Below are 25,926 nucleotides of genomic sequence, written 5' to 3' on the forward strand. Positions count from 1 at the left end.
ATCGTTTTTCCAGCAATTCCCTCCCTCGCTTGGCCTACGTAGCTTTCCATCGTGAAAGACGCGCAGCTCATTCTCGGGAACCAACTCTTTCCCCTGACCGGTCAGACCCGCCCACGAGCCCAGCGGGTCTTCATGGCGGAGTCCGATGAGCTTTGCACCCACTTTCGATACCACCAAAACAAGCTGGTCCTCTTCCTGAGTGCCATGCGGCACTACTGCCAGGAACTTCGGGAAAAGGACTACCAAGTCCACTACCAGGCCTTGACGCCCCGAGGCAAATCGACTCGCTATCGCAGCCAGCTCCGCTCCTATTTAAAAGAGCTTCAGATTGAGCGACTGCACGTCTGGGAGATCGAGGACAAGTTTTTCGAGAAAGAGATCCGCGACCTCTGCCAAGCCTGCGGAACGGAACTCGTGATTCACCCCAGCCCCATGTTTGTGGGCGAGCGGGCCGACTTCGCCGCCTATGACGAAAAGGCCAAACGCCCCTTCATGAAACACTTCTATGAGGACCGTCGGCGCCAAACCGGCCTCCTCATGACCAAGGAGGGCCAACCGCGAGGCGGGAAGTATTCCTACGACGCCGACAACCGAAAAAAACTGCCCGACCAGGTTTCCCTGCCACCACTGCCCTCCGTCTCCCTCGATGAGATGACCCGAGAAGTCATCGATCTCGTGAAAGTCCGCTTCTCGCATCACCCCGGCGATGCCTCGACCTTCTGGCTCCCCGTCACGCGACGGCAGGCCCTCACTTGGTTGCATGACTTTGTCAGAAATCGCCTCCACCACTTCGGGGCCTACGAAGACGCCATCACGGATCGCGGCGACTTCCTTTTCCACGCCGTCCTCTCCCCCTCCCTCAATCTCGGCCACCTGCTCCCAGGGGAAACCGTGGAAAAAGCCATCGCCGCCTGGGAAAAAGATTCCAGCATTCCCCTCAATTCCATCGAGGGCTTCGTCCGCCAGATCATCGGTTGGCGGGAGTTCCTCCGCGGCATCTACCAGCGCTACAGCGAACGTCAGGACAGCGAAAACTTCTTCGGCCACACCGCCAAGTTCTCCCCTTGCTGGGACGAATGCGCCACCGGCCTTCCCCCGCTCGACGAAGCCCTTGAGCGGGTCGAGCGCCTCGGTTGGACCCACCATATTGAGCGCCTCATGGTCCTGGGCAACTTCATGCTCCTCTCCCAAATCCATCCGCAGGAAGTTCATCGCTGGTTCATGGAACGCTTCGTCGACTCCTCGGACTGGGTCATGGGTCCGAATGTCTACGGCATGAGCCAGTTCAGCGATGGCGGCATCTTCGCCACCAAGCCCTACATCTGTGGGTCGAACTACCTGCGGAAAATGTCTCATCATGGCAAGGGGGATTGGTGTGACATCGCCGATGGGCTCTACTGGCGCTTTATCCAAGAGCACTACGAAGTCTTCGCAGGCAACCAGCGCATGAGCATGATGGTGCGTTCGCTCGACAAGATGGACCGGGAGAAAAAGAAGCGCCTCTTCGGAGCCGCCGAAGGATTTCTGGAGCGGGCCACTTGTTAGCGGCTGGCGCCAGACTGGCTGGCTTCGCTAGTTGACGTCCGGGGAGGCCTCCTCTTTGGGTGGCAGCCCATGGAATTAAAAGATGGCCTTCGTTCGCTCGTCCGAATCGACTTTGGTGGTCGCGTCCACAAACAATTCCGCGGCAGCCAGGCGCGCGAACGCTGCGAAAACGAAATCCGGATTCTCCGGGCCTTAGAAGACCGGGGCTGCCTGCACGTCCCCCGGCTCTTGGAACACGACATCGGCCAGCTCACTATTGTCACGAGCAACTGCGGGAAACCCGTCGAGGCCATTCCCCAAGCCAAGGTCACCGCTCTCTTCCATGAGCTGGAGCAAGTCTATGGCGTGCGGCACGATGACGCGGCCGACCGAAACATCACCTACGACGCCCGGGCAGGACGTTTCTGTATCATCGACTTCGAGCTGGCCGAGCTCCTCCCCCTCCCCTCGCCCCAATCGGGCCCCTCCATCGTGCATCGGATCCGCTGGGCCGTGGGCTCGGATCGAGGCGCCCATCACGCGGGAAATGAAGACGCTTGGCTGGTGTTGGAATTGGACGGCCTGCGTGGGCGACGCCTGGGTGACCATGGCGAACGCTTCTTGGAAACGCCTCTCTTGTTTGCGGTGGCCGATGGGATGGGAGGCGGCCGCGCTGGGGAACTGGCCTCCCGCCTGGTCCTGGCCGGCATCCGCCGGAAAGTCCATCGCCTGGCCTTGGACCAGTCGGCCCACTGGCGCAGGCAACTCGAAGAACTCATCAAGGAAGCCCATCGCGATCTCAATGCCTTCGCCCAAAGAGATCCAAAACTCGAAGGGATGGGCTGCACCCTCACCTTGGGCCTCTTTTACGAGCAGCGGGTCCTGGTAGGCCATCTGGGAGACAGCCGCCTCTATCTCTGGAGAGAAGGGGAAACCAGCCAGATCTCGCGGGACCACACCTTCGCCTTCGCAGCCTGGAAACGGGGCGAAATGCAGGAATATGCCTACCGTCAGCATCCGCGCCGATCCGCCCTCTACGAAGCCATCGGCGGGGGGCGGGAAAGAGTGAGTCCGCTCGTCCTCGAATTCCCGAGCCTTCCGGGCGATCGCTACCTCCTCTGCACTGATGGCATCATCGACGGCCTCTGGGAGGAACAAATCGCCCGCTTTCTCACGCAACCGCCTCCGACCGAGACAGTTCGCGATGACTTGATGGTCAAGGCCCGGGCCGGAGATCGCAGCGATGACGCCACCGCCCTCCTGGTGGATTTCGCCTACCGAAACGCTTGACGGGCACTTCCACCATGGCACAGAAGGTGCTTCTTTGGCGCGTCCCGCGTGGTAACGCTCAGCTACGGCGCTGGACCCAACCACTCTGAAACAACACCACCATGGCTAAATACAAACTCGATTACATCTGGCTGGACGGTTACACCCCCGTCCCCAACCTCCGCACCAAGTGCCAACTGAAAGACTACGAGTCCTTCCCCACCGTGGAAGAACTTCCCATGTGGGGATTCGACGGCAGCTCGACTCTCCAAGCTGATGGTGGCGACTCAGACTGTGTTTTGAAGCCCGTCGCGGTCTACCCTGACTCCACCCGTGAATTCGGCGCCCTCGTGATGTGCGAAGTCATGCTGCCGGACGGCACGCCTCACTCCTCGAACGCTCGCTCGACCATCATTGACGATCCCGACGCCTGGTTTGGCTTCGAGCAGGAATACTTCATGACCCAAAACGGCAAGCCACTCGGTTTCCCCAAGGACGGCTACCCCGATCCTCAAGGCGAATACTACTGCGGAGTCGGCTTCAAAAACGTGGGAGGCATCGCCCGCACCATCGTGGAGGAGCATCTCGATCAATGTCTCTACGCCGGCATCAACCACGAAGGCATCAATGCCGAGGTCGCCAAAGGACAGTGGGAATTCCAGATCTTCGGGAAAGGTTCAAGAAACTGCGCCGACCAAATGTGGATCGCCCGTTTCCTCCTTCTCCGCCTCTGTGAACAGTATGGAGTGGACATCGAGTTCCACTGCAAGCCCATCAAAGGGGACTGGAACGGCTCCGGCATGCACGCCAACTTCTCCACCAAACATCTTCGCGAAGTCGGTGGAAAGGAATACTTCGAAAAGCTCATGGCCGCCTTCGAAGAAAACTGCGCCGAGCACATCGCCGTCTATGGACCAGACAACCACATGCGCTTGACCGGACTGCACGAGACCCAGTCCATCGACAAGTTCTCGTGGGGCATCGCAGATCGTGGTGCCTCCGTGCGGGTCCCACACAGCTTCGCCAAGAATGACTGGAAGGGCTACCTCGAGGATCGTCGCCCGAACTCCCAGGGAGACCCCTATGCCATCGCCAGCCGCATCCTGCAGACCATCGCCAGCGTCGAAGTCTAAGGAGTCGCCTGAAGCCATTTTGAACAAGCGGCGCTCCTCTCGCAGGGGCGCCGCTTTTTTTGTTTTATACCAAGCTGCAGAATTGGCTGGTAGAATGGCCGAGTGGATTTCGGGCCAGACTAGGGCGCGACGAGGGCGCGGTGCAGGCACCGTAACCGAGGAGCAACGCAGGGCTGGCTCGAAAGACACCAGCTCTCCCTTCCCCGCGCTTCGGCGCCTCTTCCCCACAACACCTCCCCTCCATTCTACCTGTGAATTCTGGAGATTGGTATAAGACTTCCTAGGACTCAGCCTTTTCCTTGAGCATGGGAACCCACTCGACCTCGTCTCGCACTCGATTCAAGCTCACCAGCGCGATGGCAATAGCCACTGAGACTGCCAGCACCAGAAGGGTCTTGCTGGCCGTTTCTTTTCGTCGATTCTCCACCCCCCACCCTCCCCCGCGGGCCCGTCTTGGCAAGACCAGAGGCCATGGAGGAACACCCAAAGTTTCCTTTGACACAAACGGCGCCCGACCTACACTCCACGCTCCCTACGCCCCAGGTCAAATCCGCTTCTTTCTTAAATGAAAACCTTTTCCGCCAAAGCCGAAACCACCGAACGCCAGTGGTGGGTCATCGATGCCACCGGACGCGTGGTGGGTGACGTCGCCGTGCAGGCCGCCCGCCTTCTCCGGGGAAAGAACAAACCCACCTTCACTCCCCATGTCGACACCGGAGACTTCGTCGTCATTGTGAACGCCGAAAAAGCCGAATTCACAGGCACCAAGGAACTCAATAAGGTCTACTTTCGCCACACCGGCTGGGTCGGAGGCGTGCGGACGGAGACGCCCGCCAGCCTGCGGGAAAAGCATCCCGAGCGGATCCTTGAGCATGCCATCAAAGGGATGATCCCTCATAATCGACTCGGCCGCCAAATCATCAAGAAGCTGAAAGTCTACCCGGGTGCGGAGCATCCCCATCAAGCCCAAAATCCGCAGCCCGCCCGATCAGCCGCCTGACCTCCCTCTCATCCATGAGTGACACCGCCACCATCTCCACCATCGGTCGACGCAAGACCTCCATCGCGCGCGTCCAAATGAAGCCCGGCGAAGGCCGCATCACGGTCAACGGCCGGAACTTCGAGGACTACTTTCCGACCGTCGTTCATCAAAACTCGCTTCTCCAGCCCTTCCAAATCGTGGGCAAAAACAAGCAGTTCAATCTGACCGTCAACGCGCAGGGCGGTGGCCTGAGCGGGCAAGTGGGGGCCATTCGTCTGGCTGTCGCCCGCGCCCTGATCGAAAGCGATAGTGAGTTGCGGAGCGACCTCAAGGAAGCGGGGCTTCTCCGCCGCGACCCTCGGATGAAAGAACGCAAAAAGGCCGGCCAGCCCGGCGCTCGCAAGCGCTTCCAATTCTCCAAGCGCTGATCCGCCTTTCCCACTGCCTTTCTCTCTCTCGAAGCCGCGTTCCCCCCCGACGCGGCTTCTTTTTTGCACTGACAGGGGCGGGCACTCATGCGAGGTTCCCTCCCATGCACGATGGGCCCCGCTCTCTTTGCTGGGCCCTGGCCTGGCCGCTCTTGCTCAGTCATTTGCGGGCCCGCCTTCAAGACGTGACCCTAGGCGATCCCCGCTTCCGGCACCTCGACAGGGTGACCTATCTGGAGGCGCTACCCGAGGGGGAGCTGTTGAGTTGTTCCCGTGATGGCACCACCCGGATCTGGGACTTGGAAACCGGGCAAACTCGCCTCCTTCTCGATCATGGCGGGAGGGACGTCTGGAACGCTCGGCCCCTCCCAGCACGCCAGGAAATCCTCACCAGCGATAGCCGAAGGATGGTGCTTTGGAATTCCCGGACGGGAGAGAAGCTTCGGGAATGGACAACCGAGAATGATTGTTTGCAGTTTGATCTCACCCGCGATGGAAAAGGGTTTGTCGTGGGAGACGCCGACGGCTTCCTGCGCGCCTACCGCTGGGATCAAGACCAGCCCTACTACCAGGAAAAGCTCAATGGAAAGGCTGACTGGATCTACACCACCCTGGCGCTTCCCCAGCGCCCCAAGGTGCTCGCGGGCAATAAAGAGGGCGAGCTCTTCTTGGTGGACTTGGAGAAGCCCAGCCAAATCCAGACCCTCTTGAAAGAACTCGGCTCGATCCCCAGCATGCGCATTTCTCCCGGGCGCGACTTTTTAGTTGTCTGCAGCACGGAAGACCAGGCAGTGCGTTGCCTCGATGCTCGCTTGCTGATGGAGTCCTGGTCGCGCACGCTTCCGCGAGCGCCAACGGTCGCCTCTTGGTCGCCCGATGGGACACGCCTGGCCGTCAGTTGCGATGACAGCCAGATCTATCTCTTAGACGCGATCACGGGCCAGATCCTAAAGACCTTTCCCCATCCGGGTGAAGCTCATTGGCCGACCGCTTGGTCGCCCGATGGAAAACGAATCTACTCCGGCGGAGACACCTGCATTTTCACCTGGGAAGTAGCCACTGGTCGACGACTTTTCCCGGAGGCACCGCCTCACCTCGAAAAGGTGAAGGGCCTCGTTCCCCTCTCTCCCACCCAGCTGCTGACCCATGGGCAGCTCGGCAATCTGGTTCTCTGGTCGCTCGCAGACCAAGCCCCTCTCGCCCAGCTTGCGTTGGAGGAAGAAATCCGAGCCCACCATTATGACCCAAGTGAGCGAAGCCTGCGACTGGTCGACCGTCGCGATTTGGTGCGTCAGGTTCAGATCCATGAGCAGAGTCTCCGAGAAAAAGAAGGGACGCCGCTCAAGGGGCACTTCTTCGCCTTTGCCTAGAAAGGCCTGCTCCTCTACACGAACTACTCCGAAAAGCTCCACCTTCATCAACTCTCCCCCGACCAGCACCTCGCCACCGCAGAAATCCCCCAGGAAAGGATACGTGCCCTTCGGGCCCAAGCTGGAGGCAATCAAGTCGTCGTAATTGGCGCTCGAAGCGATTTTCATCTGTGGTCGGTTTCTCCCCTCAAGGAGAAGCAAACCTTCCGGCTGCCCGAGGAACCCGATCATCGCATACGGCTCGACTTCTCGCCCGCTGGACCCATGGCTGTCAGCTTGGGAGAACAACTTCTGCTGTGGCACTCCACCCAGCGAGTCTCCCAAGAATTGGCTAGCGCGGAAGAAATTGCCCAAGCCATGGCCGACTTGAGCGCGTCCTCCTTTGCGGACCGAGAACGAGCGACCGCCTTTCTTCTCTCGATTCGAGCCCAGGCGGGCCCGGCGCTCCAAGCCCTCCAGTCCAAGGACCCAGAAGTCCTCAGGCGGAAATCCCGCATCCTGGCCTCCCTCCCGGAAATGACCCCGTTTCAAAAAGAACCCTTCGCCTTGACTCTTCCGGGAGAAGCCGAGGCCCTGGCTCTCTCCCCGGACGGTCGCTTCTGGGCCACCGCTCGAAAGGACCCCGGCCTGTGGCACTCCACCATCACTTGGGGACGCATCCACCCAGACAGCTTGGAAGTGCTCTCCACCTTCCCGACCCGCTCGGGCCCCCCTTGAACTCCCGTTCTCGCCAGCAGGCCCGCTGGAGTCCACCTGGCTTTATAGCGCCAACGCCGACGGCACAGCCACGGGGTGGCGACTTTCTGCAAATTGATCCGACTCTCGGAACGTGCTAGGTCAGCTCCCATGAGGTTGGTCTCTTGGAACGTCAATGGTTTGCGAGCGGTCTTGAAAAAAGACTTCCTAGGATTTTTCGAAAAGGAGCCTTTCGATGTGCTCTGCCTCCAAGAAGTGAAGGCCGAGCGTGAGCAGGTCGACTTGAGCTTCGCGGGCCACGAGTGGCATATTCAGTGGAATCCAGCCATCAAGAAAGGCTACAGCGGCGTCGCCACCTTCACCCGCAGCCAACCACTCAGCGTCTCGCGAGGTCTTGGAATCGAAGAGCACGACCAGGAAGGGCGGGTCCTGACCCTGGAATTCCCCGAATACCATCTCGTCAATGTCTACACGCCCAACTCTCAAAACGAACTTCGTCGACTCGCCTACCGGCAGGAATGGGACGCAGCCTTTCTACGCTACCTCAAAAAGTTGGAAACCTCCAAACCCGTCGTGGCCTGTGGTGACTTCAATGTGGCCCATGAGGAAATCGACCTAGCCCGCCCTCAGGCCAATCGCCGGAACGCCGGCTTCACCGACGAGGAACGGGCCGGATTTTCGGCTCTTCTGCGAGAAGGTTTCATCGACACGTTCCGCCTCTTCCAAAGCGGGGGCGGCCACTACAGCTGGTGGAGCTACCGCGCAAACGCTCGCGCCAACAACGTAGGCTGGCGGATCGACTACTGGCTCGTCTCCCAAACGCTCCAGTCGAAAATCGAAGCAGCCGAAATCCGAGCCGATATCATGGGCTCAGACCACTGCCCGGTAGCCCTCACCTTAAGCGAAAAGAAATAGGCAAAGACGTCCCGCTGCTAGAAACAGCAGGTATTGGTGGCCCGCGACGTCCCCGGCGCGGCGGGGGCGATGAGCCAATTCGCAAACCACTCACCCACCCAAGGCCTTTCCGGCTATCTATCACTTGGGTAAGGCTGCACCCAGAACAAGAAGTCTCCCCCCACCGCGCCGGGGACGTCGCGGGCCACCGGGGAAAGCTGGCTACTCCGGTTTCCAGAGGGCCTCTGCCAGGATGATTTCCACGTCCACTTTCTTGGGGGAGTTCCAGTGTGGCGGCTTGCGCTTCAAGATGCAGGGTTCAGGCATCCTTGTCATTTGCCAAGTAGTGGATCCCGAGAGCGGGCCAGCTTTCGTCTTCTCCTAAAGCAAAGGAAGCTCTGGTATGGGTTGTCAGTTTCCCATCAGCCAGAAGAGTCTTCCATCTGTTGGCTGCACGCCGATGGCAGGATGATTGTTTTGGCCTTGTCTCACTTCCTCGGCCACTTCCTTTTTCCCATCACCCCGCAATAGGAAGGCCACCGCGCGGGCCGCGTTCAGCAAGGGGTAGGTGAAAGTCAGGCGCCAAGTGTCGAACTTTTCGACGAAGTTGGGGATGACCCAGCGGTCTTGCTCCGTGAGTCCTTTCGATTCGGGAAAAAGCGAAGCGGTGTGCCCATCCCCACCCAGGCCAAGGAGGATGAGATCATGGCGGAAGATTCCTTCTGGGCCGGCTTTCTCCCGGAGAGCTTGCTCGTAGGCCTTGGCGGCCTCCGCCGGGTCAAGCTCGCCCCGCATGCGAAGCACATTGGCTTCGGGGATGTCGATTTGGCCCAAGAGGGTTTCTCTGGCCATGCGGAAGTTGCTTTCTTCGTGGTCGGCCGGGACCATTCGCTCGTCCCCAAAGGTCACGATGACTTGGTTCCAATCGAGCGGACGTTTGGCCAAGGCGGCATAAACGGGCGCCGGAGTGCCGCCACCGCTCAAAGAGAGGCGAAACTCCCCCCGGGAGGCGATGGCCTCAGTGGCAGCTTGTTCGATGAAGGCGACGGCGTCAGGGACGAAGTGTTCCAGGGAGAGAATTTCAGCTTGGGGCATGCGATCAGTGAGATGTTTCGGGCGGCAGGTAGGCGCAGGGGACCAAGCTTTGCAAGGTCGCGCTGCCGGCCCGGCGCATTTCTCCCCGGAGGTGGGCGAGAGAGGCCTTTTTGAGCCGCACGGAGAAGGCGCTTCCGCCGAGCAAGTGTCCGATAAGGGCGCTCAAATCCGGCTCATGTCCCACCACCAGGAGGCAGGGTAGCTCGCGATAAGCTTGAATCTCTTGCAGAAACTCGCGCCCCGCGACTCCCGCAGTCAGCCACGGCTCGGAAACGGGCCGAGCCAGCTGGAGCTCTTGGCAGACTCTCTCCGCCGTCTCGAAGGCCCGACGAATCGGGCTGCTCAAGACCAGGTCTGGTCGAAGATGGTGGGCCTGAAGGAAGCGCGCGACCCGGCGGCCTTGGCGCTGGCCTTTTTCTGTGAGGGCACGATCGGCGTCTGGCTTGAGGCCGTGGTCCTCAGCGGTGGCGTGGCGGAGTAGTAGCAGGTCCAAAATCAATCGTCACATGACCATGCCCCCATCAATGGCCAAGACCTGGCCCGTGATGTAGCGGCCTTCCTCACTCGCGAGGTAGGCGGCGGCGGCCGCGATGTCCTCGACTGCCCCAAAGCTTTTCAGGGGAATCTTTTCCAAGACCCCTTGCTTGATCTCATCCGAGAGGACCTCCGTCATCTCGGTATCGATGAAGCCCGGCGCGAGAGCGTTGGCGGTCACTCCCCGAGAGGCCAATTCGCGAGCGACGGATTTGGTGAATCCGATCAGCCCCGCCTTGCTGGCGGCGTAGTTGGCTTGCCCAGCGTTTCCGATCAGTCCAATGACGGAGGCCACGTTGAGGATCCGCCCAGCGGGCGATTTCATGAGCGCTCGCTGGAAGGCTTTCACGGTGTGGAAAGCGCCTTTCAGATTGGTATCGAGCACCGTGTCCCAATCGGCATCCTTCATCCGCATCAAGAGCGTGTCGCGAGTGACCCCGGCGTTGTTCACGAGAATGTCGACCTTGCCAAAGTCTTCTAGGGTTTGCTTGGCCAGGGAGGCGACCGCTTCGGCATCGGCCACATCCACGGCATAGGCGCGGGCGGCTTCCGGGTGGGTTTGGTTGATTTCGGCGGCCGCCGCCGCACAGCTGGCTTCGTTCCGGCTGACCACGGCCACTTTGGCCCCCTCGCCGGCCAGTTTGGCCGCAATGGCCTTGCCAATCCCTCGTCCTCCGCCCGTCACGACGGCCACCTTCTCTGCGAAACGACTCATGGTTTGTCCTTTCATGACGCGCTCTTCTTTGCAACCGCTTTCCCCCGACTGGACAAGCGCGCCCCGCTTCGTAGTTTGCGCTTCATGGAGTGTCCTTACTGCGGCGGCGAGCTGAGCGAGTTTCTCCCGCAATGCCCGCATTGTGGCATCGACCTGACACGGCTGGACGCCGTCATGGGGGCGGTGCCGCGCCTCAGTCCTGACATCACCGACTCCGCGCAAATCCTGACCGCGCCCGTCCGCCGCCGCCTGCTGGCGTCCATCCACCGCTTCCATCGGAGCTTCCCCCAAATCCGCCTCTCCATGGTGACGGTTTCCGAGACCCCGAATGTCTCGCTACGAACCTACGCCTTTTGGATCTTCAATCGAAGTGCCTTTGGGAGTGGCTTCTCGAAGGGTCCCAAAAATCGGCACATCCTCCTGGCGCTCCACAGCGGCAGCAATGAAGCGGCCCTCATGGTGGGCTATGGCTTGGAGCCCTTCGTCGGCCGACGCCACCTGGACGCCATTCTCCAAGAACAAATCCCTCATTTTTCTCGCGGCGCTTGGGGAGAAGGGCTCGAGGGGACGGTCCAACTTCTCGAGCAGACCCTGGTTGAGATTTGGTCGGCGATCGATCAAACCTACGGAGTGAGCATTCGGCAGATTTACCACGAAGACGCCCATGGAGAAGAACTCTGAGTCGAGCGAGGAGGAGGTCCCCTCCTTTCCCACGCCGTTTCAACTGCGGACCCTTTGGTCGGCCATTTGCGGAATTTCCATTTTGGTCCTGCTGGCGCTTTTGACCGGTCTCATCTGGGGCACCAGTTGGGTGGCGGGCTTCCTGCAACCCGTCTTGCTGCCCGTGGCCGTGGCCGGGATCTTGGCCTACCTTTTGGAGCCCATCGTCCATTGGCTGATCCTGCGAAAACTGCGGAAGCTGCACGCAGTCTCGCTCGTCTTTGGGACCTTCGCGCTTCTCTCCTTGGGAATCACCGCCATCATCGTCCCCGTAACAGCGCAGCAGGCCAATCGACTCTATGAGCAAAGTGATGACATTTACCTGGCTGTTAGCGAGGGCCTCAAGGGCTTCGCGGCTGAGAACGAAAGCCATCCCATTGTGGAGTGGTTTTCCTCGGCTCTCGACGCTGACGGCAATCGGCAACGCAGCCAAGCCGAGGAATGGTTTGCCAACAACTTTGGCGAAATCACGAACACCCTCTGGAATCTCCTCTCGCGAGGCTTCGCCGGCATGGGCACCTTCCTAGGAGTGACCATTGGGCTGCTTCTGGCCCCGGTCTACCTCTGGTTCTTTCTTCTGGAATCCTCCAAAATCAAACGGCGCTGGCACGAGTTCCTTCCCCTGCGGGCCTCCCGCTTCAAAGACGAGATTGTGGGCACCCTCACGGAGATCAATGATTACCTGGCGGCCTTTTTCCGCGGGCAAATGCTGGTGAGCTTGATCGATGGCGTGCTGGTGGCCGTGGGGCTCTTCGCCTTCGGCCTCCCCTACGCTCTTCTCATCGGTTTCTTTGTGGCTTTACTGGGATTGATTCCCTTTCTGGGTAATCTTCTCTGTCTCATCCCCTCCCTCCTCATCGCCTTCTTCCACTTCAGCTTGCCGGAGAACCAATACCAGTGGCTCGGGAACAACGTTTGGCTCCACGTGCTGGCGGTGTTTCTGATTTTCACCATGGTCCAGAACCTGAATAGCTTGGTGACCCAACCCAAGATCGTGGGCGACTCCGTAGGACTCCATCCTATGACCGTCATTTTCTCGGTCCTCTTCTGGACGCTCTTCCTGGGTGGCATGCTCGGCCCGCTCTTAGCAGTCCCTCTGACGGCCTCGCTCAAGGTCATTCTCAAGCGCTATGTCTGGGACCGGACTCTCAATGTGGACCCGCAGGAAAGCCCCGCTGTCTCCTAAGAAGGCCTAGCGAAGCAAGCCGCGGAGAAGACTGCCCGCTTCCTCGCCGAGCGCCTCTTCCAGCTTCTCGCCCAACCCGCCCTTGAGGGCCTCTTTCAACATTTCGCCGAAGTCGGGCAAGTCAGTCGTGATGCGGACTTTCGGTTCGGCGAAGCGACCCTCAGAAGCAAAGCCGATCGAGAGCAGGCCCTGCTCATCGAAGAGCTTGCCGATGACCTGGCTCTCGAGACTGGCGCGAATTTCTCGGGGGGCTTTCCCTAAGACCACCTGGTTGACCTGCTCGCGCGCTTCGCGGCTGAGCGATTCATCGGCCACCAGGCGGGCTTGGGCGTTGTGCGAGTTGTCGGCGATGTTCATCCAGGTGCCGTTCGTCACTTGCATGAGGAAATCGCCCGAAGTCACTTCGAGGACACTTTCGAGGGTCAATTGGTAGTCGTGGTAATGCAGGGCGAGATCGTCGTTCTGCGCGAGATCGATCTCCTTGTTCAGGTAGTCCGCCACATCGATTCCGAGCTGCTCCAAAATTTGCAAGCGCTCCTGCAAGCGGCGGATCTGGGGAAGGACTTTCACGCTGGTTCCCTTCTCGAAGGAAAACCGCGCCCGCACATCAGGGGCGAAGTCGCCCGTGGTCACCTCGAAAAGCTGCGCCTGCCCGGTCGCCTTCACATTGAGCTGAGCGTGCTCCACCACCTTGGCCGGGTTGACCACCCGGAAACTGCCCGCGAGCTCGATCTGGGCAGAGTTTCGCTCGGCCAGATTGGCGGGGTCGACATCCACTTCCGAGAAAATGAGCGAGAAGTCCTCCACCAAGACCTGCGATTCATTGGCCTCCAAGAGGATCTCGATTCGGGAATCACGAATCGAGAGTTCCTCCACTTGGCCGGCGATTGGAATCGACTTGGCATTGAAGCCTTCGGGGACCTCTTCGGCTGGGAGCGGGTCTTCCCTGGGCTCGGGAGCGCTCGGGAGCGGGGCCGCGGGAGAGGCCACCTTTTTCTTTCCGGCCACCATGGCCGGCTCCTCAAACAGACTCTGCAAGCTGTTCCCGCCGGTCTCATAAATTTCCACTTGGCCGTCAAAGCCTTGCAAGGTCAGCGCCTCCACCTGCAATTCGCGCTTGATGAGGTCCATGAGATTGACCGCGAAACGGGCTTTTTCGACGGAGAGGATGGCCTTTTCGAGTGCGGGTCGTTCTTCCAATGGCACCGCCTCGTTCGCGAATGCATCGCGGGGAGCGAGTTTGACCGACTCCAGGGTGACCGCGGCTGGCATGCGCAGGAAGGACAGCTTGAGCCCGCCGATCTCGACCCGCGCATCGATGGTCTCCTCCAGCTTCTGGACGATGAAGGCCTCGCTCAAGTAGGAGGTCACGATCACCCGCGCGGTGATGCCAGCGGCCACCAGGAAGATCGCGATCAATACCAGGAGCCCTAGGCAACCGCCCTTCTTTTTTTTCTTCGCCATGTCGTTTCTTCGTAGTGAGCCATCGCTACGCAAGCGCTCCTCGCTTGGCAAATCGCTTTCCTACTTTCCAGACCGGCTACTTCTTGGCCTTGGCCGAGATGCCCACCGCCACCCCGAGGACGACCAACAACGCGGAAGGATAAAAAACGAGGGCCGGGAACTCACCGAAGAGCCAGATCGCCAAAAGACCCGAGTAGAGGAACTGCGTCACGCCAAAAAGGCTCGCGGTCTGGCTGCTGACCTGGCTGAGCGCTTGGTTGAGAAGGGTATGCCCGAGAACGGTCGGCAAAATCGTCACCAAAGCCACCCACAGCCAATCCCAACCACGCGGCACTTCCACCCCGCCTTCTTGAAAGAACCCCACCACCCCACAGAGGACACCGGCCGTCAGGTAGAGGGGCACCACATACTCCAGGACGGAACCCGACCGAGCCCGAAAGCGCCGACCCGCCAGGATGTAGCCAGCCAGACACAGCATGGAAAGCAGGCAATACCCATCCCCCCGCCAAGTCTCTCGGGACAATCTCAGATCTCCCAAGCCCAGCAAAAGCAGCCCGGAGACCGCGATGGCCGTTCCCCACAATTCTTGAGAAGACGCCTTCTCTCTCAGAAAAAGCCACGAAAGCAGCGGCATCACCACGGGCGAGGTGTTCACCAGCAAGGTGGCGTTGGCGGTTCCGGTCCCGCGGGCCCCTAAGACCCAGAGAACAAAGTGGAGTGCCAAGAGACCCCCGCCCAAGAGCCAACCTTCCCAAGTTCGCCGATCGGCCTTTCGCAGCAGGCCGATGACCGGCAAACGAAAGCAGAGCACCAGGAGCCCGGACGCCAACAAGAGCCGGTAGCTGGAAAGCCAACTCGGAGACAAATCGCTCAGTTTCAGCCAGAGGACCGAGGTCGACATAAAGACCACCCCCAGCCACAAAAGGAACAGCGCGCGCACATCGGGAGAAGCGGGACGGCCAAGCATGCCGAGGGCACCGGAGCACGTTTGTGGGCCTTGCCAATCAATCATCCCCGCCTCCGGCATTTCCTTGCGAAAAGGAGAATCCTCGCCAGACTGCGCGCCTATGCGTTTCGACGAGTTATCCCTCTCGCCAGAGGTCCTGGCGGCCGTGCAAGACATGGGCTTCGAAGAGCCCACTCCCATCCAAGCCCAGGCCATCCCTGAGATCCTCCAAGGAAAAGACGTCCTGGGCGCTTCCGCCACCGGCAGCGGCAAGACGGCCGCCTTCACCCTGCCGATGCTAACCCGGCTCGGGGAGCATGGAAAACTTCGGGTGCTGATCTTGGAGCCGACGCGCGAGTTAGCTGCGCAAGTGGCCGAAAACATCAAAACCTTCACCCGGCATAGCAATCTCCGCCATGTCTTGATCCATGGTGGCGTGGGCTATGGCTCTCAAAATGAAGGCCTTGAGCAGGGCGTCGATATCCTGATCGCGACCCCGGGTCGCCTCCTCGACCACATGAGCCGAGGCACCGCCAAGCTGGATGATCTCGACTTCCTCGTCTTGGACGAGGTGGACCGCATGCTCGACATGGGCTTTCTCCCGGATGTCCGGCGGATCGTGAGCCGATGTCCCAGCGAGCGTCAGACCCTCTTTTTCTCCGCCACCATGCCGGAGGAGATTTCCCGCCTCGCCTCCTTCGCGCTCCGGGATCCGGTCGAAATCGTGATCGGCCAGCGCAGCAGCACGGCTGACACCATCCGACACGCCTTTTATCCAGTGGCCTTGGAACAGCGCTCCGAACTCATTCGGGAAATGGTCCGGCGCACCGCCTTCGAGAGCGTCATCGTCTTCACCCACACCAAGGCCGAGGCCGATCGCTTGACGGCCGATCTGAAAAAGGCCTACGGGCAAGAATTCAGCATCGCGACCTTCCACGCCGATGTCCGCCAAAAGGACCGGACCAAAGTTCTGGAAGGCTTCCGCGATGGGAGCTTCAACGTGATTGTCGCGACCGACCTCGCGGCACGCGGACTCGACATCAGTGGCGTCACTCACGTCATCAACCTGCGCGTCCCGGAAAATCCGGAAGACTACGTCCACCGCATCGGACGAACCGGCCGCGCCAACAAAGAGGGCGACGCCTTCACCATCCTGACCGCCGATGAGTTTCCGCAGGCAGCGGCCGTGGAGCGTCTCATTGGCCAGAAGATCGAGCGGCGGAAACTGGAGAACTTCGACTACATCTACACCACCCTCCTGGACGACGACGTCCCGGACCCCAGCGATTCCAAGCGGGGAAGAGAAACCGGCCCTCGCTTCAAAAAACGCCGCCGAGGCGGGGCCAGGCGAAGATAGCCCGAGCGTCCTCGCCCGGAAATCGCCCCCAACCCGAAACCGGAACCCTGAACTCTCCCCTTCGGATCCTCGCCATCGACCCGGCTCTCCGTAAAACCGGGTATGCCGTCCTCGAAGTCAAAGAGAGAGAGCCCGTCGCCCTGCACTTCGGCACCCACAGCAACCCCCTCAAAATGACCCAAGCGGGCTGTCTGGCAGCCAACGCCGACTGCATGCTGGCTCTCCTGCGCGAATGGAAACCACAAGTCTGCGCCGTGGAAAGCGTCATTTACGTCCAAAGCTACCGCACAGCCATCACCCTGGGCGCGGCCCGCGGGAGCGCTTTGGTTCCGATCGCGCAAGCCGGCCTCCCCATTCACCAATACCCGCCCAAACGAGTCAAGCAGGCCATCGTGGGCCGAGGCGCAGCCACCAAAGAACAAGTCGCCTTCATGGTGCGTGCCCGCCTCGGCCTCACCACCACCCCGGACCACGACGCCGCCGACGCCCTCGCCATCGCGCTGGCCCATTCGCAAGCCGTCTCCTCTCCGGCGGGCCAGTTGGGAGAATTGCTCTGACCAGGGACCTTCTCTGCGCTCGAGAAGTGAAGTCGGCCTCAAGGAACCCTTCGCCCCCTTCGCCCCCTTCGCCCCCTTCGCCCCTTCGCCTAAAGGAACCCTTCTTAAGCGAGCTCTCGGAGCGTCCCGCCAGCTCCTGTCCTGATTTATACCAAGCTGCAGAATTGGCTGGTAGAATGGCCGAGTGGATTTCGGGCCAGACCAAGGCGCGACGAGGGCGCGGTGCAGGCACCGTAACCGAGGAGCAACGCAGGGCTGGCTCGAAAGACTCCGGCTCTTCCTTCCCCACGCTTCAGCGCCTCTTCCCCACAACACCTTCCCTCCATTCTACCGGTGAATTCTGGAGGTTGGTATTATACCTCCTCCGGCATCTCCACTAGGACCTCCCTCCGCTTGGCGCCATCCCCGGGACCGATAATGCCGCGCTGTTCAAGGATATCGATCATGCGGGCGGCTCGGGTGTAGCCCAGTCGCAGACGGCGTTGCAAGAGAGAAGTGGAGGCGGCTTTTTCCTGCAAGATGACCTCGAGACAGCGCTCGATGAGTTCCTCGTCCTCCTCCGAAAGCTCGTCGCCTCCCTCCCCCTCGCCCTCGGGCACGGCTTCGATATCGACCTCATTGCGCGGCTTGCCTTTGCCCTGAGCGCTCGCGAAGTCCACCAGCGCTTGCACCTCTTCGTCCTCCACCAGCGCCCCCTGCGCCCGGACGAGTTGGGCCGTGCCCGGCGGCAGAAACAGCATGTCTCCTTTGCCTACCAGCTTATCGGCCCCCCCAGCATCCAAAATGACCCGCGAGTCAATCTTCGAGGCCACCTGGAAGGCAATTCGTGCGGGAACATTCGCCTTGATGATGCCCGTCACGACGTCAGCCCGCGGCGTCTGGGTCGCGATGATCAGATGAATCCCGGCCGCGCGGGCTTTCTGGGCAATCCGTGCGATGCCCGTCTCCACATCCGCTGGGGCTGTCTGCATGAGATCAGCCAATTCATCGATGATGACCACGATGTAGGGCAAGTGATCCGGCACGTCCTCCTCCCGGGGGGGCGTCTCTGCCGCCTCTCCCAGGAAGCTCTCTCCCTCAGGGTCGGGCTCCGTTTCCTCGGGCTCGGGCTTCTTGCGCTTGTTGAAGCCTTCAAAATTCCGCACCCCGCAATCCGCGAAAAGGCGGTAGCGACGTTCCATCTCATTTATGACCCAGCGCAGGCCCATCAGCACCTTCTTGGGCTCGGTCACGACCGGGGCGATGAGATGCGGGAGATCGTTGTAGATTTGCATCTCCACGACCTTGGGGTCGATCATCAGAAAGCGGAGTTCATCCGGCGTGAACCGCATCAACATGCTGCTCACAATGCAGTTGAGGCAGACCGACTTGCCACTGCCGGTGGCTCCGGCCACCAGCAAATGCGGCATCTTGGCGAGATCGCCGATCACGGTGCGCCCATACACATCTTTCCCGAGGGCAATCGGTATCTTGTTCTTGGGAGATCGGAAGACCGGGTCCTCGATCAACTCCCGCAAATGAACGGCCACTTTTTCGTTGTTGGCGATTTCAATTCCAACCGTGTCCTTCCCCGGAATGGGAGCCAGGATATGGATGCGCTCGGCCCGCGTGGCCCGGGCCAGATCGGCTTCCACGCTCGTGATGCGATTGACGCGAAGTCCCCGACTGGGATAGACCTCATACCGCGTAATGGTGGGCCCCCGGGTGATGTCACCCGGAGTGACCTCAATGCCAAAGTCCTGGAGCGTCTCCACGATGACGCTCTGCATTTCCAGCAGCTCCCCCTTGTCGGCCGCGACCTCACTGCCCGACTCGTCCAGATGAAGAAGATCAATGCTGGGCAGCTTGTAATCGGGAAACAGACCCGTGGCGGGAGCCGTGTGGCCAAAGCCCGGATCGCCCCCGTCTTTCGCCGGACGTTTTCGGGTGGAGGCGTCAATGATCTTGGGGGGCGGGGTGCGGGGAACCGGCAGTGGAAGATCGGGTTGGGCTGTCTCGGCCTCGTCCCTGGCCGCCCTCCGTCTGCGCCGGGGGCGCTTTTCTTTGGCCCCCTCCCCACCAAATCGGACCGCCTCATCGTCCTGGTCTCGGGCGGCTGAGCGCCCACCAGCCCGTCTTGGCGAGGCGTCCTCCTCCTCTTGTTTGGCTGGACGTTCTTTCCAATGTTGCCAGACGGCTACCAGCCATTTGACCGGATGAAAGCCCGTCACCAAGGTCAGGCTGCCGAGGTAGAGAAGACCCAAAATAATGGCGGAACCGACCGTCCCAAAGATGCGGGCAAAGAGGTATTCCCCAAAGAAATCCCCCAGCAAGCCGCCCGGCCGGTGGATATTGTAATCGCGGGCCCAACTTTCCAAAAACCAGGGTTGCAGATGGAGAAGACAGGCGGCCGTCAGCGCCATCACCACCAGGGCGATGGCCATTTGGCGCGTCAGACTGATGGGCGCGATGATGCGGGCGATGCCCACCCACAGAAAGACGGCTGCCACCAGATAGATCGCGGCTCCCAGGAAAAAATAGGAATACCCCGCGAAGATGGCGCCGAGGGGACCGATGAAATTCTGGACGGCCTCATTCGGCTGGGTGCTTTCACTGATCCACGGCAGCCAAGTCGGCAGGTCGGCCGGAGTGTAAGAAACGAGCGCCAGGAAAAACAAGACCCCCGATCCCAAGAGCGCGATCGTGACCGCTTCGTGGGGGCGACGAGGCTCCTCCGGCTCGCTCGGCCGCACCTTCTTGCGACCGGCCGATTTTTTTTTGGTGGTCGAGCGGACTCTTTTCTTTTTTCGATTGGTAGCCATGAAGGAGGGAAGCCAAGCGGCCGCTAGACGTCGTCCGAGAATCTTAAGGTAGTGGAAATGTTCATAGAAGCTAAAAAAACTTTGCCAATTTCAGCAGGACATTTTGCGCATTCTGCGTAGCCTGAGGCACTTTCGCAGATTGACTGTTCTTATGATCGCTTCTCCCCTTCGACTTGTGCCCCTCTATCACCAACGCGTCTGGGGGGGGCGCACCTTGGAGTCGCTCTACCGCCGTCCCCTCCCCCAGGACGGAAAGCCCTATGGCGAGTCGTGGGAAATTGTCGATCGAGCCGATGAGCAGAGTGTCGTTCGCGATGGCCCCTTGGCCGGCAAATCGCTCCACGAGCTGTGGAGCCAGCATCGAGAAGAGGTCTTTGGCAAGGGCCTGCCTGACAGCGAGCGTTTTCCGCTGCTCGTGAAGATCCTCGACTGCCGGGATCGCCTCTCCATTCAAGTCCACCCCCCCCAGGCAGTGGCTCCTCAGCTTGGGGGCGAGCCCAAAACCGAAATGTGGTACATCGTGAAGGCCGAGCCGGAGGCTCATCTCTACGTGGGCTTGGATCAGGACGCCACCCGCTCCAGCTTCCAAGACAGCATCGAAGCGGGCACCACGGAAAGCGAAGTCCACGCCATTCCGGCCCAGGCCGGCCAATCCATCTTCATTCCTTCAGGCCGTTTGCATGCCATTGGGGCGGGCTTTCTCATCTTCGAAATCCAACAGAATAGCGATACCACTTACCGGGTCTTCGATTGGAACCGCATCGGCCTCGATGGCCAGCCGCGCCAACTCCACATCGAAGAAAGCCTCCAATGCATTGATTTTCAGGATGTGGAACCCACCATGGACTCCCCCCAGGGCAGCGTCCTGGCCGAGTGCGAGTATTTCCGGGTGGAAAAGCTGGCCCTGAGCGGCGGAGAGGGCATCGGCAAGGCCCTTGCCCACCGCTTCGCCATCTTTGCAGTGGTCACAGGACAGGTCAGCTGTGGCGGTCACCACTTTGAGATGGGCGATTTCTTCATCATTCCTGCCACGGCCGATTTGGTAGTGACGGCGACCAGCGAGTCCGCCGAAGTCCTCCGGACCACCATTCCTGAATGATTGCATCCTTTTCAGAAAAGAGCTATTCTCCCCTATGCGAATCCCCATCTTGCTTCTCCTTTTCGCCACCTCGGCTCTCGCCTCCGATTGGCCAGGCTGGCGTGGACCCCAGGGCGACAACCACGCTCCTCAAGGCGCTTCTCCCGTGACCGAATGGTCGGAGCGAAAGAACGTCCGCTGGAAGGCGGCCCTTCCCGGCAAGGGCCACGCCACTCCCATCTTTGTGGGAAATCGCATCTATCTCCCGACCGGCGATGAGGAGGCCGAAACCCAGTCGCTCCTGGCTTATGATCGAGAAAGCGGGGAGCTGGTCTGGAACACCCTCATTCATCAAGGGGGCTTGGCCGAAGGGATCCACCGAGAAAACAGCTTCGCCTCCAGCACCGCTCGCTGGGACGGAAAAAACATCCTGGTCGTCTTTGAGAATCAAAAACAGATTCACGTGACCGCGGTCGATCCTGACGGAGAGATCGTTTGGTCGAAATCCCTTGGACGCTATGCCACCAAACCGAGGTTTGGATTTGGCTCCACCCCTGCCCTCTACGGCGATCTTTTGATCGTGGCGGTCGAGAGTGAAAACAATGGCTTCCTCATCGGAATCGATAGCCAGAATGGGGCCGAGCGATGGAAAACCGCTCGCCCGGGCCGATCCAACTGGGCCACCCCGGTGGTAGCCAAGGTGGCGGGGCGCGACCAACTCCTCATCTCAGGCACGGGAAAAGTCTCCAGCTATGACCCCTCCAACGGCCGCACGCTCTGGGAGGTCCCGTCCAAGCTGGAAGTGGCCTGCGGGACCGCCGTCTGGTGGGAGGACATGGTGTTTGCCAGCGGAGGGTTTCCCGCCAAGGAAACGCTGGGAGTGAAAGCGACCGGCCGAGGCCAGGTGGTCTGGAGCACACCGGTCAAATGCTACGAGCAGTCTATGCTGTCGGTCGGCGGATTCATTTATGGCATTGATGAACAAAGCACCGCCTTCTGTTGGCGGGCATCCGATGGGGAACTGATGTGGAAGGAACGCCTCGGAAGAGGCGGTATCAAAGCCTCTCCCCTTTTGGTGGGCGATTTGATCTACGCCAGCCTTCTGGGCGGGACCACGGTGGTCTTCCGCGCGAGCAGCGATGGCTTTGAAAAGGTCGCCGAAAATCAGTTGGGAGACCAAGCCTACGCCAGCCCGGTCGCCCTGGAAGACGAGTTGTTTCTCCGGGTGGCTTTCAAAAACCGGGGCCATCGGGAGGAGTTTCTCTACTGTTTGGGAGAGTAAGTTCCTCCAGCCGCCCTTATACCAACCTCCAAAATTCACTGGTAGAATGGAGGGGAGGTAGAGTGGGGAAGAGGCGCTGAAGCGCGGGGAAGGGAGAGCCGGTGTCTTTGGAGCCAGCCCTGCGTTGCTCCTCGGTTACGGTGCCTGCACCGCGCCCTCGTCGCGCCTTGGTCTGGCCCGAAATCCACTCGGCCATTCTACCAGCCAATTCTGCAGCTTGGTATTAGGAAAAAAGCGCCTCGATGGCCGATAAGCTCACGTGGGTCATATCGGGCACCACCAGGTCTGCCTGAAGACTCGCGAGAGGGTGAGTGGTCGCCACCGCGACCGTCTTCATGCCAGCAGCTCTCCCAGCTTCCAAACCGGCGTGGGAATCTTCGATCACCACACAATTTCCAGGCAAGCGATCAATCTTTTCGGCCGCTTTCAAGAAAACATCGGGAGCGGGCTTTCCTTTCGTCACATCCTCCGCCGCCGTGACCTGGTGAAACTGTCCTCGCAAGCCCAACACTTCCACGATCACTTCGTAATTTTTTCGGGGCGTGGACGTGCCGACCGAAGTGGGAATTCCCGCCTGCTCCAATTCATCGAGGAAGGCGCACACTCCCGCGAGCGGCTCGATCCCATCCCGGACGACCAGTTCGCGATAGAGTGCCTCCTTCCGGTCGCTGAGCCATTGGATTCGTTCCTGGTCCCCCGCTTCGGCCCAATGGAGAAGGTGGGGAAAGAGTTCATTGTTCCGCACCCCGAAGACCCGTTTGAAAAACGCTGGCTCCCAAGGCCGCTCCAGCTCCGCCGCCAACATTTCAAAGCTCTCTTCGTGCTGTCGATGGGAGTCGATGACCACCCCATCCCAATCGAAGACGATTCCAAGGCGACTCCGTTCCATCAGTTCACTCCACCCGTTCCAAAGGCGAGACTCCTTGTTGTTGGAGCGCTTGGTTGATCCGTTCGACGAGGGCAGCGTCCAAGTGAATGGCGTTGGGGGAGTCCTCGAACTCGATGGTATGAATCCCGTTTATCGGCTGCGCGAGCGCCTCCTTCATGGTGGCGAGGGAGGCGATCGTCTGGCCATTCACCTTGGTCACGATGAGGCTATTGAGTCCTTCATAGCCGACGGTGGCCGGTGTCGGAATGACGTAAGAGAGGAAGACGAGTTTTTCGCGCCCTTCCTCAAACTCGTCGGGATTGGATAGGGCATAAAGCAAGTCAAAGGGCGCATCGTCCCGCCAGTCCTTCCCAAAGCTCACGAGGTAATTCCTCGTCAGCTCCTGAAAGAGCGCTCCTCCCAACATGAGAAATCGCGGACCGCGATCAAACACATAAGGATCAATGAGGTATTCCTCGGGTTCCTTCCGTGTCAGCTCGACCTCTTTTTCCATCAACTCCCCATCTCGGACAATTTTCAGAATCAAGGTATCGCCGACCCCCCTGACCTCCCGGCCCCAATGGCTGAATTGGAGACGGCCGTATTCGGGGTGGTCATAGAAGCCTCGCTTATCGATGGGATGCTCATCGATCTGCACAATGACATCGCCGACCGCCAAACCACTGAGATCAGCCACACTATCCTTCACGATATTGCTCACAAAAACTCCTCCCACCTCTTCCCTCAAACCGAGGTAGGTGCGGAACTGCGGATCTTCGGTCCGCGAATAGGTGATACCAATGGTGGGAATACCAGGAAATCCCCCTTCATCCAGCGCCGTCAGAAAGCGGTCGATCATGGAGGCGGGCAGGACGGTAGCCGTCTCATTTTGAGCGCTGTAACCAAGAAGAATCCCAGCCAATTTGCCATCCTTCAGGACGGGGACCGTGAGCGAGCCCGTCTTATTGGCAAAGGCTGCCTTGACCTCATAGACCAAGAAAAAGCTGCCGGGTAGGAAGTAGGTATCCATCGAAACCTTGGTGATGGTTCCATCGACCGGGAAAAGATCCCCATTGTCCTCAATCTGCCAGATGCTGAGCGGGTCCCCTTTGCGAGCAGCGCCCTCGATTTCCAGCGGCCGGCAGTCCGCCAGAAACCCCGCCTCTCCCTGCGGCCTGAGGACCGCGAGGTTGGCTTCGTAGTCCACTTCTTCCACCTCCATGATGACTTTGCTGCCTCCTTCGGGCGGTTCGATCTCGATAAAGGTGGCATCCGCTACCAGATTTCCGGTCACCAACACCCGCTCCCCGGCCACCACAGCTCCCACGGCTTGGCTGCGTCTGGCCTCGGCTTTTTGCCAAGGTTGGCGGAAATTGTGGGGCTGGGTGGTCACAAAGACCCGGACGAGGGATTCGTCCGGGACCAACATGGACTCGGCCGCTTCAGTCTCGGGAACAGCCGCCTCCGGCGCTTGCTGGCAGCCACCCAGGCCCACCAGCAAAAGAAGGAAGAGAGAAAACGGAAGTGATGAATGGTTCATGCTACTCGGAAAGCCGCGCCTCCACTGGTATGCCATATTGCGCCATGACCCGCTCATGGGCCGCTTGGATTTCAGCTGAGCGGAGAATGATGGGCCTTCCGCTGTCGCGCACTTTGATCTTCACAAACTCGTCCAGCTGTCCGTCCACCATGGCCTGGTTCAAGGCGAGATAGACATCGGTCAAAGAGCGGACGGGCTGGTCATTGATTTCTTCCACAATCGATTCCGCGAAACCGGCAATTTCGGAGGTCAGGGCATCCGGCAAAACCTTGGTCAGAATGACCACGTCTTGATACTCGTTGTAAAGCTCCTCCCCGATGTAGTCCGCGAAGATTTTTCGAATAGCCTGGTTTCGAAAGGAGTAGGCGGTGTAGAGATTTCGTTCCAGGGGCTGGAAGAGGAGGCCCGCGAAGAGGACATAGCGAGGCCGCTCCTCATACTTGACCTTCAGGAAATCAATTTCCTTAAACGGATGAAGGGTGATGTCCTCACTCATGGGCTGGCCGTTGCGAAGGAACCCGATGGTGACGGTATCCCCCTCGAACTTCCGCTCCACCACTTCATTGAAATTGACCTTTTCTCCATCGAGCGAAATTTTTCCGCCCGCGGAGATTTCAAAGCCATCGATGTAGAGGAGAACATCGCCCTCTTGGATTTCCGGGTAGGCCGAGGCCCCTTTCGCCACCGAGGTCACGAGAACGCCTTGGCGATTGTTGGGCAGATTGAGCACTTGGCGCTGGGCTGGATTGAGGAGGGCAAATTCGGAGATGCCCAGCTCGACATAATAGTCATAAGAGCCGTCTTCGATGTCGGCCAGGAAGCGCTTCAGGACTGGAGTCGGGATGATGTAACCCGTGTTGTCGGCCGAGCGGAGCCCTTGGAAGGCCACGCCCACCACTTTGCCATCTTGGAGGACCGGTCCCCCACTGTTCCCGGGATTGATGGCGGCATCCACCTGCACCACGAGATGCTGGTCGATCCCGCTGTGACTGTAGGTGCTGAAGTCGATCCGGGAGACCACCCCTCGGGTCACGGAAATCCGTTGCCCTCCCACGGGGTAGCCAATGACTCGGACCTCGCTCTCAAGAGCCGGGACATCGCCGATTTCTAAGGGGGCGATGTCCGCGAAAGCCCCCGCATCCTCGAGTGATAAGAGGGCCAAGTCACAATCGTGCGCAATGTGCTCAATGGTGGCTGCGTAGGGCGTGGGATCGCCATAGCGGAAGACCACCAACTGCTTGCTGGCGCTGACCACGTGCGCGTTGGTCACAAATTGGTTGGGCCCCACCTTCCAACCGGTGCCGCCGTTGCGACCGAAGCGACCCGCATTCCAGGGGGTCCCGTAGTCCCAGGTTTGGGAAGCGTTTTGGATGCGGATGACGTTGGCGTATGGGGCCGGGCTTTGCACCAGTTGGTCCGGCTGCTGCGCCTCGGCCGCCAGGGCGGCCCCACTCAAAGAAAAAAGGAAAAGGGGAACTTTGCTCATG

The 25,926-nt window shown here is 59.9% G+C and carries 24 protein-coding genes; 14 read left to right on the forward strand and 10 right to left on the reverse strand.

The genetic code is table 11. The features are described from left to right. Nucleotides 1-51 precede the first annotated feature (51 nt). The 3 genes from AAF555_00935 (at nt 52) to AAF555_00945 (ending at nt 3,926) form a co-directional block, all read left to right on the forward strand. Nucleotides 52-1,545 carry a cryptochrome/photolyase family protein gene (locus AAF555_00935; GenBank protein MEM6910123.1) on the forward strand — a complete coding sequence of 498 codons (1,494 nt, stop codon included), beginning with the start codon at nt 52-54 and terminating at the stop codon, nt 1,543-1,545. Nucleotides 1,546-1,614: 69 nt separating this feature from the next. After that, a complete protein-coding gene (locus tag AAF555_00940; protein MEM6910124.1) occupies nt 1,615-2,814 on the forward strand; it encodes a protein phosphatase 2C domain-containing protein in 1,200 nt (399 codons plus the stop codon). A 101-nt stretch (nt 2,815-2,915) separates the two neighbouring features. Next, nucleotides 2,916-3,926: a glutamine synthetase beta-grasp domain-containing protein gene (locus AAF555_00945; protein ID MEM6910125.1), complete on the forward strand. Its 1,011-nt coding sequence runs from the start codon at nt 2,916-2,918 to the stop codon at nt 3,924-3,926. 280 nt (nt 3,927-4,206) lie between these two features. On the opposite strand, the gene AAF555_00950 is transcribed toward AAF555_00945, so the two are convergent. After that, the gene (locus AAF555_00950) at nt 4,207-4,353 is read right to left on the reverse strand and encodes a hypothetical protein (GenBank protein ID MEM6910126.1); all 147 of its coding nucleotides are present in this window, start codon (nt 4,351-4,353) and stop codon (nt 4,207-4,209) included. A 138-nt stretch (nt 4,354-4,491) separates the two neighbouring features. On the opposite strand from AAF555_00950, the gene rplM reads away from it, so the two are divergent. The 5 genes from rplM to AAF555_00975 all read left to right on the forward strand — a co-directional run bounded on the left by rplM (nt 4,492) and on the right by AAF555_00975 (nt 8,317). After that, nucleotides 4,492-4,926 (forward strand): 50S ribosomal protein L13, encoded by a 435-nt coding sequence (gene rplM / locus AAF555_00955; GenBank protein ID MEM6910127.1) that lies wholly within the window; start codon nt 4,492-4,494, stop codon nt 4,924-4,926. 14 nt (nt 4,927-4,940) lie between these two features. Beyond that, nucleotides 4,941-5,336, forward strand: a complete 396-nt coding sequence (rpsI, locus tag AAF555_00960) for a 30S ribosomal protein S9 (GenBank protein ID MEM6910128.1) — start codon at nt 4,941-4,943, stop codon at nt 5,334-5,336. Between the two features lie 104 nt (nt 5,337-5,440). Continuing rightward, entirely contained in the window at nt 5,441-6,706 is a 1,266-nt protein-coding gene (locus AAF555_00965) for a hypothetical protein (GenBank protein ID MEM6910129.1), read from the forward strand. A gap of 264 nt (nt 6,707-6,970) precedes the next feature. Beyond that, nucleotides 6,971-7,423, forward strand: coding sequence for a hypothetical protein (locus tag AAF555_00970; protein ID MEM6910130.1), 453 nt, complete (start codon nt 6,971-6,973; stop codon nt 7,421-7,423). A gap of 129 nt (nt 7,424-7,552) precedes the next feature. Beyond that, on the forward strand, nt 7,553-8,317 hold the full coding sequence (locus AAF555_00975) for an exodeoxyribonuclease III (protein MEM6910131.1): 765 nt from the start codon (nt 7,553-7,555) through the stop codon (nt 8,315-8,317). Between the two features lie 390 nt (nt 8,318-8,707). Here the strand turns inward: AAF555_00975 and pgl are convergent, their stop codons facing one another. Genes pgl through fabG form a run of 3 tightly spaced genes read right to left on the reverse strand, consistent with a single transcriptional unit; the run spans nt 8,708 to nt 10,640 of the window. Further along, entirely contained in the window at nt 8,708-9,391 is a 684-nt protein-coding gene (gene pgl, locus AAF555_00980; GenBank protein MEM6910132.1) for a 6-phosphogluconolactonase, read from the reverse strand. A gap of 4 nt (nt 9,392-9,395) precedes the next feature. After that, a complete protein-coding gene (gene sixA, locus AAF555_00985; protein MEM6910133.1) occupies nt 9,396-9,890 on the reverse strand; it encodes a phosphohistidine phosphatase SixA in 495 nt (164 codons plus the stop codon). A gap of 3 nt (nt 9,891-9,893) precedes the next feature. Continuing rightward, nucleotides 9,894-10,640, reverse strand: coding sequence for a 3-oxoacyl-[acyl-carrier-protein] reductase (fabG, locus tag AAF555_00990; GenBank protein MEM6910134.1), 747 nt, complete (start codon nt 10,638-10,640; stop codon nt 9,894-9,896). A gap of 84 nt (nt 10,641-10,724) precedes the next feature. Between fabG and AAF555_00995 the strand changes: the two genes are divergently transcribed. After that, nucleotides 10,725-11,321 (forward strand): TPM domain-containing protein, encoded by a 597-nt coding sequence (locus AAF555_00995; protein MEM6910135.1) that lies wholly within the window; start codon nt 10,725-10,727, stop codon nt 11,319-11,321. Further along, the gene (locus AAF555_01000; protein MEM6910136.1) at nt 11,305-12,546 is read left to right on the forward strand and encodes an AI-2E family transporter; all 1,242 of its coding nucleotides are present in this window, start codon (nt 11,305-11,307) and stop codon (nt 12,544-12,546) included. The genes AAF555_00995 and AAF555_01000 overlap by 17 nt, the downstream gene beginning before the upstream one ends. 6 nt (nt 12,547-12,552) lie before the next feature. Here AAF555_01000 and AAF555_01005 read toward each other — a convergent pair whose 3' ends face one another. After that, nucleotides 12,553-14,010, reverse strand: coding sequence for a hypothetical protein (locus AAF555_01005; protein ID MEM6910137.1), 1,458 nt, complete (start codon nt 14,008-14,010; stop codon nt 12,553-12,555). Between the two features lie 76 nt (nt 14,011-14,086). Then, a complete protein-coding gene (locus tag AAF555_01010; GenBank protein MEM6910138.1) occupies nt 14,087-15,022 on the reverse strand; it encodes a DMT family transporter in 936 nt (311 codons plus the stop codon). A 55-nt stretch (nt 15,023-15,077) separates the two neighbouring features. On the opposite strand from AAF555_01010, the gene AAF555_01015 reads away from it, so the two are divergent. Then, nucleotides 15,078-16,313 (forward strand): DEAD/DEAH box helicase, encoded by a 1,236-nt coding sequence (locus tag AAF555_01015; GenBank protein MEM6910139.1) that lies wholly within the window; start codon nt 15,078-15,080, stop codon nt 16,311-16,313. A 74-nt stretch (nt 16,314-16,387) separates the two neighbouring features. Then, nucleotides 16,388-16,870 (forward strand): crossover junction endodeoxyribonuclease RuvC, encoded by a 483-nt coding sequence (locus AAF555_01020; GenBank protein MEM6910140.1) that lies wholly within the window; start codon nt 16,388-16,390, stop codon nt 16,868-16,870. Between the two features lie 353 nt (nt 16,871-17,223). Here the strand turns inward: AAF555_01020 and AAF555_01025 are convergent, their stop codons facing one another. Next, nucleotides 17,224-19,671 (reverse strand): DNA translocase FtsK, encoded by a 2,448-nt coding sequence (locus AAF555_01025; protein ID MEM6910141.1) that lies wholly within the window; start codon nt 19,669-19,671, stop codon nt 17,224-17,226. A gap of 151 nt (nt 19,672-19,822) precedes the next feature. Between AAF555_01025 and AAF555_01030 the strand changes: the two genes are divergently transcribed. Both AAF555_01030 and AAF555_01035 read left to right on the forward strand, forming a co-directional pair. After that, nucleotides 19,823-20,770: a type I phosphomannose isomerase catalytic subunit gene (locus AAF555_01030; protein ID MEM6910142.1), complete on the forward strand. Its 948-nt coding sequence runs from the start codon at nt 19,823-19,825 to the stop codon at nt 20,768-20,770. 34 nt (nt 20,771-20,804) lie between these two features. Then, the gene (locus AAF555_01035) at nt 20,805-22,031 is read left to right on the forward strand and encodes a PQQ-binding-like beta-propeller repeat protein (GenBank protein MEM6910143.1); all 1,227 of its coding nucleotides are present in this window, start codon (nt 20,805-20,807) and stop codon (nt 22,029-22,031) included. 223 nt (nt 22,032-22,254) lie between these two features. Here AAF555_01035 and AAF555_01040 read toward each other — a convergent pair whose 3' ends face one another. From AAF555_01040 to AAF555_01050, 3 genes are read right to left on the reverse strand one after another with little or no spacing between them, the layout of a single operon-like run. Further along, a complete protein-coding gene (locus AAF555_01040) occupies nt 22,255-22,920 on the reverse strand; it encodes an HAD family phosphatase (protein MEM6910144.1) in 666 nt (221 codons plus the stop codon). Between the two features lie 4 nt (nt 22,921-22,924). Continuing rightward, entirely contained in the window at nt 22,925-24,439 is a 1,515-nt protein-coding gene (locus AAF555_01045; GenBank protein MEM6910145.1) for a PDZ domain-containing protein, read from the reverse strand. Nucleotide 24,440: 1 nt separating this feature from the next. Beyond that, nucleotides 24,441-25,925 carry a trypsin-like peptidase domain-containing protein gene (locus AAF555_01050; protein MEM6910146.1) on the reverse strand — a complete coding sequence of 495 codons (1,485 nt, stop codon included), beginning with the start codon at nt 25,923-25,925 and terminating at the stop codon, nt 24,441-24,443. Nucleotide 25,926: the final 1 nt, after the last annotated feature.

The organism is Verrucomicrobiota bacterium, from assembly GCA_039027815.1.
Lineage (GTDB): Bacteria > Verrucomicrobiota > Verrucomicrobiia > Verrucomicrobiales > JBCCJK01 > JBCCJK01.